At 63.4% G+C, this 13,559-nt stretch carries 15 protein-coding genes; 7 read left to right on the forward strand and 8 right to left on the reverse strand.

The window, feature by feature from the left end; translation table 11 throughout:
* Nucleotides 1–63 precede the first annotated feature (63 nt).
* The 3 genes from FNZ07_RS01510 (at nt 64) to FNZ07_RS01520 (ending at nt 2,127) form a co-directional block, all read left to right on the forward strand.
* Nucleotides 64–1,215, forward strand: a complete 1,152-nt coding sequence (locus FNZ07_RS01510) for a porin (RefSeq protein ID WP_407670585.1) — start codon at nt 64–66, stop codon at nt 1,213–1,215.
* 187 nt (nt 1,216–1,402) lie between these two features.
* Nucleotides 1,403–1,732 (forward strand): hypothetical protein, encoded by a 330-nt coding sequence (locus FNZ07_RS01515; protein WP_091007472.1) that lies wholly within the window; start codon nt 1,403–1,405, stop codon nt 1,730–1,732.
* Between the two features lie 134 nt (nt 1,733–1,866).
* Nucleotides 1,867–2,127 carry a hypothetical protein gene (locus tag FNZ07_RS01520; protein ID WP_091007474.1) on the forward strand — a complete coding sequence of 87 codons (261 nt, stop codon included), beginning with the start codon at nt 1,867–1,869 and terminating at the stop codon, nt 2,125–2,127.
* A 70-nt stretch (nt 2,128–2,197) separates the two neighbouring features.
* Here the strand turns inward: FNZ07_RS01520 and FNZ07_RS01525 are convergent, their stop codons facing one another.
* From FNZ07_RS01525 to FNZ07_RS01550, 6 genes are all read right to left on the reverse strand, one after another.
* The gene (locus tag FNZ07_RS01525; RefSeq protein WP_091007476.1) at nt 2,198–2,533 is read right to left on the reverse strand and encodes a hypothetical protein; all 336 of its coding nucleotides are present in this window, start codon (nt 2,531–2,533) and stop codon (nt 2,198–2,200) included.
* 11 nt (nt 2,534–2,544) lie between these two features.
* A complete protein-coding gene (locus FNZ07_RS01530; protein ID WP_407670578.1) occupies nt 2,545–3,342 on the reverse strand; it encodes an AraC family transcriptional regulator in 798 nt (265 codons plus the stop codon).
* Nucleotides 3,343–3,524: 182 nt separating this feature from the next.
* Nucleotides 3,525–4,823, reverse strand: a complete 1,299-nt coding sequence (locus tag FNZ07_RS01535) for an FAD-dependent oxidoreductase (protein WP_091007479.1) — start codon at nt 4,821–4,823, stop codon at nt 3,525–3,527.
* Complete coding sequence (locus FNZ07_RS01540; protein WP_091007481.1) at nt 4,820–5,083, reverse strand: (2Fe-2S)-binding protein; 264 nt, start codon at nt 5,081–5,083, stop codon at nt 4,820–4,822. The genes FNZ07_RS01535 and FNZ07_RS01540 overlap by 4 nt, the downstream gene beginning before the upstream one ends.
* Nucleotides 5,080–6,237, reverse strand: coding sequence for an NAD(P)/FAD-dependent oxidoreductase (locus tag FNZ07_RS01545; RefSeq protein WP_091007484.1), 1,158 nt, complete (start codon nt 6,235–6,237; stop codon nt 5,080–5,082). Before FNZ07_RS01545 ends, FNZ07_RS01540 begins: the two co-directional genes overlap by 4 nt.
* 8 nt (nt 6,238–6,245) lie before the next feature.
* The gene (locus tag FNZ07_RS01550) at nt 6,246–7,193 is read right to left on the reverse strand and encodes a 4-hydroxyproline epimerase (protein WP_091008852.1); all 948 of its coding nucleotides are present in this window, start codon (nt 7,191–7,193) and stop codon (nt 6,246–6,248) included.
* Between the two features lie 235 nt (nt 7,194–7,428).
* On the opposite strand from FNZ07_RS01550, the gene FNZ07_RS01555 reads away from it, so the two are divergent.
* The 3 genes from FNZ07_RS01555 (at nt 7,429) to FNZ07_RS01565 (ending at nt 11,222) form a co-directional block, all read left to right on the forward strand.
* Nucleotides 7,429–8,334, forward strand: coding sequence for a dihydrodipicolinate synthase family protein (locus FNZ07_RS01555; protein ID WP_091007487.1), 906 nt, complete (start codon nt 7,429–7,431; stop codon nt 8,332–8,334).
* 130 nt (nt 8,335–8,464) lie between these two features.
* Nucleotides 8,465–9,619, forward strand: coding sequence for a branched-chain amino acid ABC transporter substrate-binding protein (locus FNZ07_RS01560; RefSeq protein ID WP_091007490.1), 1,155 nt, complete (start codon nt 8,465–8,467; stop codon nt 9,617–9,619).
* Nucleotides 9,620–9,761: 142 nt separating this feature from the next.
* Nucleotides 9,762–11,222 carry an MFS transporter gene (locus FNZ07_RS01565; RefSeq protein WP_091007494.1) on the forward strand — a complete coding sequence of 487 codons (1,461 nt, stop codon included), beginning with the start codon at nt 9,762–9,764 and terminating at the stop codon, nt 11,220–11,222.
* Between the two features lie 61 nt (nt 11,223–11,283).
* Here FNZ07_RS01565 and FNZ07_RS01570 read toward each other — a convergent pair whose 3' ends face one another.
* A complete protein-coding gene (locus tag FNZ07_RS01570) occupies nt 11,284–11,559 on the reverse strand; it encodes a hypothetical protein (RefSeq protein ID WP_091008855.1) in 276 nt (91 codons plus the stop codon).
* Between the two features lie 69 nt (nt 11,560–11,628).
* Nucleotides 11,629–12,060 (reverse strand): DoxX family protein, encoded by a 432-nt coding sequence (locus FNZ07_RS01575; protein WP_091007499.1) that lies wholly within the window; start codon nt 12,058–12,060, stop codon nt 11,629–11,631.
* A gap of 287 nt (nt 12,061–12,347) precedes the next feature.
* Between FNZ07_RS01575 and FNZ07_RS01580 the strand changes: the two genes are divergently transcribed.
* The gene (locus FNZ07_RS01580) at nt 12,348–13,073 is read left to right on the forward strand and encodes a DeoR/GlpR family DNA-binding transcription regulator (protein WP_091007503.1); all 726 of its coding nucleotides are present in this window, start codon (nt 12,348–12,350) and stop codon (nt 13,071–13,073) included.
* Nucleotides 13,074–13,559: the final 486 nt, after the last annotated feature.

Genomic DNA, 13,559 nt, shown 5'->3' on the forward strand with positions numbered 1-13,559 from the left:
TTGAACGACAAAGGTAAGGAGACAGGTATGGAGAGGACACAACCCCGTCGCCGGTTGAGCAAGATGCTGTTCGCAGCCGGCGCCACGCTCGTGGCCAGTCCGGCATTCGCACAAAGCAGCGTGACGCTGTACGGCATCGCCGATAACTCCATCGCGTACGCCAATAACCAGAAAGGCCATTCGGACTGGTATCTGCGCCAGGGCAACCTGTATGCATCGAAGTTCGGTCTGCGCGGCAACGAGGATCTGGGCGGTGGCACGAGCGCAATCTTCGATCTGCAGGCGGGCTACGATCTGAACTCGGGCGCGGCGTCGTCGAGCGGCTTGCTGTTCAACCGCCAGGCGTTCGTCGGTCTGCAAAACCAGACTTACGGCACGTTCACGATGGGCCGCCAGTACACGCCGTATTTCCTGCTGGTCGGCCCGCTCGCCTCGAGCAACTGGCTGACGGGTGCGACCGGTGCGCATCCCGGCGATATCGACGGGCTCGACACGACGATCCGCATCAACAATGCGCTGGTCTACACATCACCGACCTGGTACGGACTGCAGGCAAGCGCGATGTACGCGCTGGGCGGCATCGCGGGCAGCACCGGCAAAGGTCAGACCCTGAGCGGCGCGCTGCACTATTCGAACGGGCCGGTCGGGCTCGCCGCCGGTTACCTGCGCATCGATAATGCCGGCTCGACGACCGGCTTCGATCCGGCATCGACGGGGAGCTTCGGTACGTCGACGCTGAACCAGGGCTATATCTCGGCGCGCGCGATCCAGCACATCGCCGTAGCCGGCGACTACACGATCGGAAGTCTGATGCTCGGCCTCACGTACACGAATGTCGAGTACATGGCGGGCGGTCGCTCGATCTTCGCCGACACCGCCGTCTTCAACACCTACGGCGCGCTCGGCGTGTACCGCTTCACGCCTGCATTCGATATCGCCGGTGCTTTCTCGTACACGCTGGCCTCGAAGGCGAATGGCATCTCGAGCGCGGCACGCTACCAGCAGTACTCGCTAAAGCAGTCTTACCACCTGTCGAAGCGCACGACGCTGTATGCGCTCGAAGCGTGGCAGCACGCGACCGGGCAAACGCTCGGCGCGCAAGGCGCGGGCGATATCGTCAATGCCGCGCCGGTGGTTGGCGACTCGCAGAACTCAACACCGTCGTCGACGAGTTCGCAGTTCGTCGGCATGCTCGGTATCGCGGTCGCTTTCTAGCGCTTTAACGTTCCTGATACGCATCGTCTGGCTAGTTTGCCGGCGGTTACCCCGCCGGCGGCGCCAGGTGCCATATTCACAGGTCGATATAATGCTCGTTTGGGCCGGCGGCACGTGAAGCGAAACTGAACTACGACGTAAAGCTCCATTTCACGCTGTCCGCATCGATCGAAAACCAAGGAGGAATATGAGGAAGCTTGCGATTTCCCTGTCAGTCCCGCTGCTGCTCGCCGCCTGTGGGCAGTTCCAGAACCCCGATGCCGGCGACCCGGTCGCCGATACGTTGACCCGGCGCCCCGTCGATGACGTCATCCAGTGTCTGACCCAGGAGGCCGCGAAACACAACACGAGCTTCCAGACGAGCGCGATCCCGCAAGGCAAGATGCTCGATTTCGGCGACTCGAATATCGTCAAGGTACGCAGCGATAACGGCGGAACGACGTACCGCTTTTATGCGGGCAAGCGCCACATGTCAAACCTCTGGCTCGAGAGCGCGGGCAAAACCTGCGCATCGTAATGTGCACGGGCGCCGCAGGGTAACCGTCAGTAATGGTCGGCGGATGATAAAAGCCGCGGAATCACGGCGATCTTAAGAATGGTTTAAGTCTTGGTCCGCATCATCCGTCGAACAGACTTGCACGAGGTGCGCCCATGAAGACTAGAGACATTCCCGCGGAAGCTGCGCCGGCCGCCCCGAAAAAGCCAACCATCCTGCGCCGCCTGCTGAGCCATCACGAACTCGCGACCTTGCTGTTGCTGCTGAACGCGCCGATCCAGGCGTTCGCGAAACCGGAAATTCCGATGCTTCAGGAAGCCGGTCTGGTTGAGACAGTCGCTTCCGACGCCGGTGTACCGCAAATCCGACTCACACCTGAAGGCAATGCGGTCCTGCGCGGCCTCGGCATCAGATAAGAAACACGTAACAAGAAGTAAGTAGCGCAGCGCCGAACCTCGACTCAGTATCAGCGCCTGTTTGTACCCGTCACGCCTGCCACACCGCATAACCCGCTTCACGCAGCCCGATCCCCAGTTCGACTTCCATGTCCCGTGCACCGTCGTACGGCAGCGGATTGAACACCTCGTAGAGCTCGGGCATCAAACGCACACCATATTCGCGCACGTAGCGATTCGCCTGAATGTCGGCCTTGTGACGGTCGAAGCGCAGATCGGGATCGAGCCCGGTCATTCCCACATAGACACACGGTTTGTCGAACCGGTATTCCGGATTCGCGCGGCGAAAGCGCGCCTCGTTCCAGACCGTATCCGCGAGCAAGACCACATACACGTAATAGCGCAGACGGGGTGTGCGGGCGGCCATGTCGGTTGCACTCAGCCGCGCACGTGGCCATGCAGCAGCGTACGGTACTCGCTCGGTGTGACGCCGACGGTCGCCTTGAACTGCCGCGTGAATGCGCTGTGATCGGTGTAGCCGCACAGCGCGGCGACGTCGGTGACCTTGTCATGCGACATCAGCAGCGCGGTGGCCGCGTCGAGTCGCGTCTTCAACAGCACCTGGCGCGGCGTCAGGTGAAACACCTTGTGGAAGTAGCGTTCGAGCTGCGCCACCGACATGTCCGCCATCGCCGCCAGTTGTTTCAGATTCAGCGGCTGCACGTAGTTGTCCTGGATGTACTGGACCACCGCGGCAAGACGGCTATACGCGGGATGGCTGCCTTCGTCGGCTCGCAAATCGCGCGAAATACCGGCAAGACCGACTACGCGACCAGCCGCATCGCGCAGCGGCTGCTTGCAGGTCAGGCACCAACCGGGCTGGCGGCCCGCGTAGAGATGCAGCTCCAGCTGATCGACCATCTGGTTGCCTACGTCGATCACTGCCTTGTCCTGCGCGGTATAGATGCGGCCGAAGCGGCGCGGAAAGACATCTTCGGCGGTCTTGCCGAGCAATGCCTGCTTGTCCTTCTGGCCGCAGCGCGACGCGAGCGTGCGGTTCACGAGCGCATAGCGCGCGTGCGCGTCCTTCACGAAGAACACGACGTCGGGCATCGCATCGAAGATCGGTTCGAGCAGCGTGAAGTGCGCGAGCATACCGCTTAGCGTTGCGTCTGCCGGATAGAGTGGCAGCAGCGAATCGAGCGATGTCGGCGAATCGGTCGGGGGAACCGGCATGGTCATCTTGCGGAGCGCGTCTATCGAGCGCGAAGAGCGTCGGTGCGGCCGATTATAGGGCCGCGCGGCAGGTGAAAGAATCCGGGGGTAACCGGGGTGGAAGTGCGGGCTCGCGCGTGGGGGTTTGTGGTGATCGATGCGCCGGTTGACGAGCCTATTCGTCCGCCGGTCGATACACCGGTTCATGCAGCGGTGTGTGCCCCCACCCGATCCGCAGCCATCAGCGTCTCGATCCGCGTCGCGCCGAGCGGCGGACGCCACTGCGCCACGTCCCAACCGAACAGTGTCTGCGCAGCCGTTCCGCAAACCCGCCCCTGGCACGCACCCATCCCGCAGCGCGTGTGCAGGCGCGCCGCACGCCAGTCCGGCTGCGCGCGAACCTCCCCGCAGGTCACGTCTTCGCAGCGGCACAGCAGTGTGTTGTCGGGTGGCATCGCTAGTGCTGCTTCGCCCAGTGCGAACGCCGTGTGCAGCCTTGCAGCGAAGCGCTGCCAGCGTGCACGCTGCGCGCGTAGATGCGCCGCTTCGGATGTATTGCCCGCACCGCCACCCACCGCCCAACCCGCAATCTCCCCTTCGACGCACGCCAGCTCCACGCCGCCGACGCCGGTGCATTCTCCGGCCGCATACACGCCGTCGACGGATGTTCGTTGTGCATCGTCAACGGCGATGCTGCCATCTGCACGCATCGCACAACCGAGCGCCCTCGCAAGCTCGACGTTCGGTGTGAGCCCGTAACCGCACGCCACGCGATCGCATGCAAGCGTCACCGCGCGGCCGTCGGCGCGACGGATCTCGACCGCTTCGACACGTTCCGCACCGCGCGCTGCGCGCACCACGCTGCCGCTCCAATAGCGAGAACCCACGAAGCCGTGCGTCAACTTGAATGCCTGCCACAGCTTCGACGGTGTCACTGCAAGCGAAGCGCCGAAGCGCATGAGCGCAGCTCGCGGCGCCTGCTCGACGACAGCCAGTACCTGTGCGCCCGCATCGCGCGCGGTCGCGAATGCGGCGAGCAGCAGTGGCCCGCTGCCGGCTATCACGATGCGCTCGCCGCGCACCGGCATGCCGCCTTTGATGAGCGCCTGCAAGCCGCCTGCGCCGGTCACGCCGGGCAGCGTCCAGCCGGCAAACGGCAACAACCGTTCGCGCGCACCGGTCGCGAGAATCAGGCGGTCGTAGGCAATCGTGGCACCGCCCCGCTCCGCCGATTCCACCAGCAGACCGCGCGCGTCGAGCGGCGCAACGATACGGGTCGAGGGCCATACGGTTATCTGCGATGCGTCGTCGGCGAGCGCGGCGAGCCGCTCGCGCAACGCGGCCTGCGGCGGATGAGCCGGCCCCTGACGCCACACCTGCCCGCCCACGCGCGGATTGTCGTCGAGCACCGCGACGCGCGCGCCCGAGCGCGCAGCCGTACGCGCCGCGCTGAGTCCAGCCGGCCCTGCGCCGACAATAACGACGTCGTAGTGCTCATTCATCGCGCGACACCGCCCGTCGTTTCGACTACCAGCCCATCGCGGCACAGAGTCTGACAGCCCAGCACGTGCGCACGGCCGTCGATCGTTACGCGACATTCCTGGCACACACCCATCCCGCACACGGCGGCTCTCGGCTGACCGCTCACCGACGTACGCGTGCCGCGAACACCTTCGATTGCAAGAGCGGCCGCAACGCTCGTACCCGCAGGCACAGCAACCACGCGGCCGTCGATCGTCACCTGCACCCGTGCGTCATTCATTGCAGCGTCTCCATCTCCGGTCCGTCATGCGCGGGCGCAAAGCGCTGCGGTAAATATGGAGCGACGGGAATCGGCGGATCGGTGCGCAGGATCTGTGCGGCGAGCAGCTTCGCAGTAGCAAGCGATGTCGTGACACCGAGCCCCTCATGGCCCACGGCGAGCCACACACCAGGCGCGGCATCGCCGGCTGGGCCGATCAACGGTAAGCCGTCCGGCGAAGCGGCCCGAAACCCGGTCCACGCACGCAGCCCGTTGAGCGTCGGCAACTCGGGCAGATAGCGCGCCGCGCGCCGCAGCATCTGTGCAAGCACCGGCATCTCGACTGCAGGATCGGTTGTATCGAACTGGCGCGACGAGCCGAGCAGCAACTGGCCGGTCGGCCGCGGCTGCGCATTGAACGCAACGGACGTTCCTGTCGCGTGATGCGCGCTCTTGATATAGCCGAGCTCGAGCAGTTGATGCCGGATCAACCCCGGGTAGCGATCGGTGATCAGCAGATGACCCTTCTTCGGTCGCAACGGCACCGACGGCACGAGCCGCCGCGCGCCACTGCCGTTCGCGACGATTACACGCGCGCCTCGCACGTGCTCGCCGTTGGCGAGCGTGACGCCTTCGGCATCGACGGCTACGACTTCGGCACCGGTCCGCACGCGGATTTTCGCCGCAGCCGGCGACGCTTCGAGCAGCCACTGCGCGGCGGTCGGTGCGTAGACGATGCTGTCGTCGGTAATGCGCAAGCCCCCGGCCATGCCGGGCGCGAGCGCCGGCTCGCAGGCTCGCAACGCGGCGGCGTCGAGCAGCTCGCCGGCTACACCCTGCGATGCGAACGCTTCGTGCATCGCGAGGGCCGCGCGCCATTCTTCATCGTCGGCGGCGACCCACAGCGTACCGCAGCGCGCGAACGCGTCGCGCGCGCGCAACTCGGGTGCGAGCGCGAGCCACAGTACGCGTGCATAGCGGGTCAATGCGAACTCGGCGGGCGAATCGTTCATCACGACGAGATGCCCCATGCCCGCGGCAGTCGCGCCGCCACCGATCCCTTGCGCATCGATCACGTCGACCCGCAGCCCGTACGCCGCCAGTTCCGCCGCGCATGCTGCGCCAACAATCCCCGCGCCGACGACGATCGCATCTGCAATAGTGTGTGAGCCCATCCCGGCGCTCATGCGGTATGCACGCCCCACGCGAACGGATCGTGCTCGTCGAAACATAAACGTCCTTCCGCCATGATGTACGCACGACCGGTAATAGTCGGCACCACGGTGCGCCCGTCGCCACTGTGCCGATAACTCGCATCGAACACACTGCCGATGATGCTCTCCTGGCGCCACACTGCCCCTTCGGCCAGCTTGCCGTCCGCCGCGAGACACGCGACCTTTGCGCTCGTGCCGGTGCCGCAAGGCGAGCGATCGTACGCGCTGCCTGGACACAGCACGAAACTGCGGCTGTCGATACCGTCGCGCGAACCCGGGCCAAACAGTTCGATGTGATCGATCAATGCGCCGTCCGCGCCGGTGATGCCCTGCGCGATAAGCGCGTCGCGCATCGCGTCGCTGAACGCGGTCAGCTCGGCGATGTTCGACGGCACGAGCGCACGGCCGTGATCCGCAACCAGAAAGAACCAGTTACCGCCCCAGCCGATATCGCCGGTGAAGCTACCGTATCCAGGTACATCGACGCTCACGTCCTTGCGAAACCGCGACGCGGGCACGTTGCGCAGCGCGACGCTGCCGTCGTCGTTGAGCGTCGCTTCGACGACGCCGACCGGCGTTTCGATGCGATGCCGTCCCGGTCCGATGCGGCCCATATGCGCAAGCGACACGACAAGTCCGATCGTGCCGTGTCCGCACATGCCGAGATAGCCGACGTTGTTGAAAAAGATCACACCTGCCGCGCATTCCGGGTCGTTCGGTTCGCACAGCAACGCGCCGACCATCACGTCCGAGCCGCGCGGTTCGGTGACGATGCCTGCGCGCCACGCGTCGAAGTGCGAGCGAAACCGCTCGAGTCGTTCAGCGAGCGTGCCACTGCCGAGATCCGGGCCGCCCGAGGTGACGAGGCGGGTCGGCTCGCCGCCGGTATGGGAGTCGATGATGTTCAGGGTTTTCATGCCGCCATGGTAGAAACCCGACGGCTGCGAGTCTTGGCGCCGTTGCGCGTCGATTGTGACGATTTCGGCACAAAGCGAGAATCGGGTCTGCTGTAACCGCGGCGACGTGCGCCAGCAACGCGCCGGTTGTGCCGAAATCGTCATGCGGTACGCGCGAATCGCGCAAGACGCATTGTTTTTCCATGCTTAAACTGCGACTCACTCAATACCACCCGAAACATTCAGGAGAGCAGTCGTGGCGCATATCTGGGAAGGCGTATGGCCTGCGGTCACCACCAAGTTCAACGCGGATTTCAGCATAGACCGTGCGTGGACCGGGAAGAACATCGACGCGCAGATCGAGGCGGGGGTCGACGGCATCATCGTGTGCGGTTCGTTGGGAGAGGCATCGACGCTTTCTCTCGACGAGAAGCTTGAGGTGCTCGATATCGCGGTGGAAGCATCGCATGGTCGCGTGCCGGTGCTGCTGACGATTGCCGAAAACAGCACACTCGATGGCTGCCGCCAGGCCGAAGCCGGTGCAAAGCACGGCGCGAGCGGCTACATGGTCTTGCCGGGCCTGCGCTATCTGTCGGACCGGCGCGAGACGCTGCATCACTTCCGCTCGGTGGCAAGCGCGAGCGCGCTGCCGCTGATGATCTACAACAACCCGCTCGCGTACGGCGTCGACATGACGCCCGAGATGTTCGCCGAGATCGCCGATGAAAAGAAAATCGTCGCGATCAAGGAATCGTGCGGCGACGTGCGCCGCGTGACCGACCTGATCAACGCAGTCGGCGACCGTTTCGCGATTCTGTGCGGCGTCGACAACCTCGCAATGGAAGCCCTGCTGATGGGCGCACATGGCTGGGTGGCCGGTCTCGTCTGCGCGTTTCCGCACGAGACTGTGGCGATCTACAAGCTGCTGAAAGCGGGCCGCCTCGAAGAAGCGCGCGCGATCTACCGCTGGTTCGCGCCGCTGCTCGCACTCGATGTCTCCGCAAAGCTCGTGCAGAACATCAAGCTCGCGGAAACGATCGTCGGTCTTGGCACCGAGCCTGTGCGTCCGCCGCGTCTGCCGCTCGTCGGCGACGAACGCAAGGCTGTCGAAGCGCTGATCCGCCACGCGATCGAAGCGCGCCCAGCCCTTCCGTCGCTGTAAAACAGCGCCGCTTTCGCAGTTGCCCTGGTTTCAGCAGTTGCACTACCCGCACTACCACGGCTGTCGACGTAACGCCGACGGCGCCGCACATCGTGCGCGCCGTCGCGCATCCATAACGGGGGAGATCACAGTGAAGCTCAAGGTACGGCATTTCGCGGTCGCATCGCTTGCGACGGTGGCAGCGCTTGGAGGCGGCATTGCTCGTGCAGCGTCGGGGGATATCGTCAAGATCGGCTTCGCTGCGCCGCTCACCGGCCCGCAGTCGAACTACGGCATCGACATGCAAAAAGGCGCGCAACTCGCAGTCGACGATTTCAACGCGACGAATCCGACTATCGGTGGCAAGCCGGTCAAGTTCGTGCTCGAAGCCGAAGACGACCAGGCCGATCCGCGCACCGGTACGACGGTTGCGCAACGACTGATCGACGAGAACGTGCGCGGCATCATCGGCCACTTCAATTCGGGTACCAGCATTCCGGCTTCGGATCTGTACGACCACGCGGGCCTGCCGCAGATTTCGATGGCGACCTCGCCGCAATACACGGCACGCGGCTACAAGACAACGTACCGTCTGCTCACGAGCGATTCGCAGGCGGGCAGCATCATGGGTACGTATGTCGTGAAGACGCTGAAATACCGGCGCATAGCGATCATCGACGACCGCACCGCCTACGGCCAGGGCATCGCCGACGAATTCGCGAACGCCGTGCAGGCCGCGGGCGGCACCGTGATCAAGCGCGACTTCACCAACGACAAGGCACTCGATTTCGCCGCGATCCTGACCAACCTCAAGGGCATGAACCCCGATGCGATCTTCTACGGCGGCGGCGACGCACAATCGTCGCCGATGATCCGCAAGATGCGCCAGCTCGGCATCGGGTCGGCATTCATCACCGGCGAGATGTCGAAGTCACCGACGTTCCTGAAGGTGGGCGGCAGCGCGGCGGAAGGTGCGATCGTCTACATGGGCGGTTTGCCGAACCAGCGGATGCCGGGCTTCAAGGGCTTCGAAACGCGCTATGAAGCGCGCTTCCACGAGAACCCCGTCACCTACGCGCCGTATTCATACGACGGCACGATCGCGCTGCTCACCGCGATGAAAAACGCGAACTCCACCGATCCGAAGATCTACACACCGTTTTTGCAGAAGACCGATTTGAAGGGCGTGACGTCAAGCGACATCGCCTACGATTCGAAGGGCGATCTGAAAGATGCACCGGTGACGATCTATAAAGTGCAGCAAGGCGCGTTCCTGCCGATCGATACGATCGGCGGCAGGAGCTAGATGGCGCCGATGGTATGCCTTTGAAGCTTTACGCCGCGGCGGCGTGCCACGCCGCCGCGGCGCGATAGACGCACGCAAACCTGCATCGATAGTTCAGATGACGCCGAAACATCGGCTGTGACATGGCTATACCATGTCTCTCATGAACACGACCTCCACCCCCGCCTCTCCTCACGTCCCGTTCACGCCTGCGCTCGCGCGCATCCTTGCGACGGTCAGCGTGGCCTTCGTTGTCACGCAGCTCGACGTGACTATCGTCAACATTGCGCTTGCGCGGATCGGCACGGATCTGCAGGCGAACGTCGCCGGTCTGCAATGGATCGTCGACGCGTACACGCTGTCGTTTGCGGTACTGATGCTGTCAGCCGGTGTGCTCGGCGACCGGCTCGGCGCGCGTCGCACCTTCGCGGCCGGTATTGCGCTGTTCGCGCTCGCGTCGCTCGCCTGTGGACTCGCGACGAACGCCACGACGCTCGTGGCCGCGCGTGCGCTGCAAGGCATCGGCGCCGCGGCGATGCTGCCGAACTCACTAGCACTGCTCAATCAGGCGTGTCGGCACGATCCGAAACTGCGTGCCCGTGCGGTCGGTTTGTGGACTGCCGCTGGTGCAGTATCCATTGCAGCGGGCCCGGTGATCGGCGGGCTGCTAATCGCGGCATTCGGCTGGCGCAGCATCTTTCTTGTCAATCTACCGCTCTGCGTGGCCGGCTTCATCGCGACCTTTGCGTGGGTGCCAGGTCCAGCGCGTTCGACCGCTGCGTCCAGCAATGCGACGCAGTCACCGCGCGGTCTCGACCTTCCCGGCCAGTGCCTCGCAGTCGTCACGCTGACCGCGTTCACGGCTGCGGTCATCGAATGGCGGCCGCTTGGCCTCACGCATCCTCTCGTGGCGGGTGGTTTCGTGCTCGCGCTGGTGGCCGGCAGTCTCTTCATCGCAGTCGAACGCCGGGTGCGCGCCCCGATGATGCCGCTACCGCTGTTCGGCAACCGCACCTTCAGCGCTTCGGTGCTATTCGGTATCTGCGTGAACCTGACCTACTACGGCGTCGTGTTCGTACTGAGCCTGTATCTGCAACGCGTACGTGGTGACACGCCGTTGCAGGCCGGTCTCGCGTTCCTGCCGCTCACCGGCGGGTTTCTGATCTCGAACGTCGCGAGCGGCTGGGTTGTCGCGCGATATGGCGTGCGTGTGCCGATGATTGTCGGTGCGTTGACCGCGGCGCTCGGCTATGGGCTGCTGCATTTCGTGAATGCCGATACGTCGCTGGTCGGGCTACTGGTGCCGTTCCTGTTGATCCCTTCGGGTATGGGCCTCGCGGTCCCCGCGATGACCACCGCTGTGCTCGCGAGCGTCGAACCGCAGCGTGCCGGCACCGCGTCCGCCATTCTTAATACCGCGCGCCAGGCCGGCGGCGCGGTTGGCGTCGCGACCTTCGGCGCACTCGCAAGCGGGGCAGGTGTCGCGCATATTGTGTTTGGGGTGCAGGCTGCGACCGCAGTCTCGGCGGGATTGCTGCTGATCGGCGCAGTGCTCGGGTGCCTGGTGCATCCCGAGCCGCATGCACGACACGCGACGAAGACGGATGCGCGCACTGCGACGTAGTTGCGTACCAAGAACCAACACCCACGATACGTATGCATCGTGGGTGCCATGACAGATGAAACTACAGCGCAGCCTCCTGGACTTCACCCGAGCTCAGTGCGCGCTCTATCAACCCTTCGCTCTTTGCCTTGCTGATCGCATTTGCGATCAGTTGTGCCGGTTGCTCGATCTCGGCCTTCAACGCACCGAAAAATCCGGATGCATCGAACACGACGAGCGTCAACGCCGAATCGGCCTCGCTGATAATCACACGATTGTGCGACGTCGGCCCTTCGCCGAGGCTCGCGCAGAATGCCTTCACCTCGCCACCGATCGTCTGCTCAAAACTTTGAATCATCACGTCACTCCCAATGCAGAACCGCATTTGCAAACATCGCGCGCGGCGAACCGTGCCCGCGTTATCTGATTACCTGCCGAGACCGCTACGCGGTGCGCGCGCACCGTCGATGCTGATACGTCCCGCCCCTGTCGTGCAGAGCAACAGAAAGCCGCCGGCGATGCCTACGTTCTTCAGGAAATGGATCAGCATGTCGTGCTGCATGACGGGGTCGGTGATATTCCAGAAGTCGTGCCCGAGGACCGCGGTCGCGATCGTATAGACGGCCAGGATGAAGCCGAGCGGACGGATCTTGAAGCCGAGCACGAGAAACAGACCACCGAGCGTTTCGACCGCGACGGCGATCGGCGCAGCGATCTGCACGACCGGCACGCCCTTCGATTGCATGTAGCTGACAAAGCCCGCGTATCCGAGCAGTTTCGTCACGCCGCCCCACAGGAACAACACAGCGAGAGCAAGGCGTGCAATGAAGATTACGCCGGAATCGACGGGACGCGTCATGAGGGGGGCTCCTGTAATGAATTAAGCAGAAGACCGGGAAGCGCTGCGGCAGTTCCCGGGCGCTGACGTCAGCATATGTGCATTACCCACCTTTTCCAAGCGAAACCGTATGCCGCGAACGCCCGTGCCATGCGGCCCCCGGGTCGAAAAGCCGTGAAAATCGCCTAAAAACACGTGACCCGCACGTGCATCTGCTTGTTATAATCTTTTCATGAAATCGAGCGAAACATAACGCGCTCACACCTTCACAACCTGACGCGTAGTGACGCGTTGTCACCGGGACCACCATGCTGAAATCCGAACGCCTGCGGGCGCTGGCCGACGCACTGGCGAGACAGAACGTGATGCGTCTGCGCGATGCCGCCACCTTGCTTGGGGTATCGGAAATGACTGTGCGCCGCGATATTGCGGCGAGCCCTGGGCATTTCACGTATCTGGGCGGGTATATCGTCAGCGCGACCGATGTGCCGAACACGGCCGGTTATTCGCTGGAGCAGGAGAAGGATCATTTCGCGCAGGCGAAGGCGGATGCGTCGGCGTATGCGGCGAAACTGATTGGCGATAACGAGACGTTGTTTATCGATTGCGGTACGACGTTGGCGACGCTGGCGCGCTTGATTCCTGCGGAGCGGCACGTGACGGTGGTGTGTTACTCGCTGAACGTGGCGGAGATTTTGCGGCGCAAGCCGAATGTGCGAATGATCTTGCTGGGCGGGGTGTATGTGCCGTCGTCGGATTCGTTTGCGGGCGATGAGAGTCTCGAGACGTTACGACGCATGGGGATCAACAAGGCGTTCATCTCTGCGGGCGGGGTCGATGTGGAGCGCGGTGTGACGTGCTGGAATTTTCATGAGGTGGCGTTGAAGCAGGCGGCGATGGCGAGCGCGGTGGAGCGGCATCTCGTGGTGGATACGAGCAAGTTTGGTTTGTTGAAGGCGGTGAGGTTTTCGCAGATCGACGATTTCGATTCGATCATTACGGAGAAGGGGCAGGAGATTCGAAAACGGAAGTGATTTTTTTTCTGCCTGTGCAGTCGGCTTTTCTTTTGCGCCTCGCGGCTGGATTGTTTGCCTGGGCCAGCGGCTTCTTGTTAGCGCCTCGCGGCTGGTTTGTTTGCCTGTGCAGGCGGCTTCTTGTTAGCGCCTCGCGGCGCAGGCGTTGCCCCTGTGCGGGGCGGCACCTTCTTTCTTTGCCGCGGCAAAGAAAGAAGGCAAAGAAAGCCGCTCGAAACGTTACCTAGTCCTTTCCATGTGTAGTCTTCGTGGCCCGCACCTAAGTGTCGCCCTCGCAATGACACGATAGTGGTCCGAGACGAGGTCATCCCTCGCACCTTCTGCTGTAGTGACAAGGCGCTCATTCGTTCCGGCGGGCTTCGCCGCCGATGGGCATAACCTGCCTCGTCTTTGTTTGGTGCCTCTCGTATTCGATCTCGGCTTCTTGCCCGCGATGTCGACACGTCGGTGTGTGCAGTAGCAGAATTGACGGGCCTCGATACGAAT

Origin of the sequence: Paraburkholderia megapolitana (assembly GCF_007556815.1) — a bacterium.
GTDB classification, from domain to species: Bacteria; Pseudomonadota; Gammaproteobacteria; order Burkholderiales; family Burkholderiaceae; genus Paraburkholderia; species Paraburkholderia megapolitana.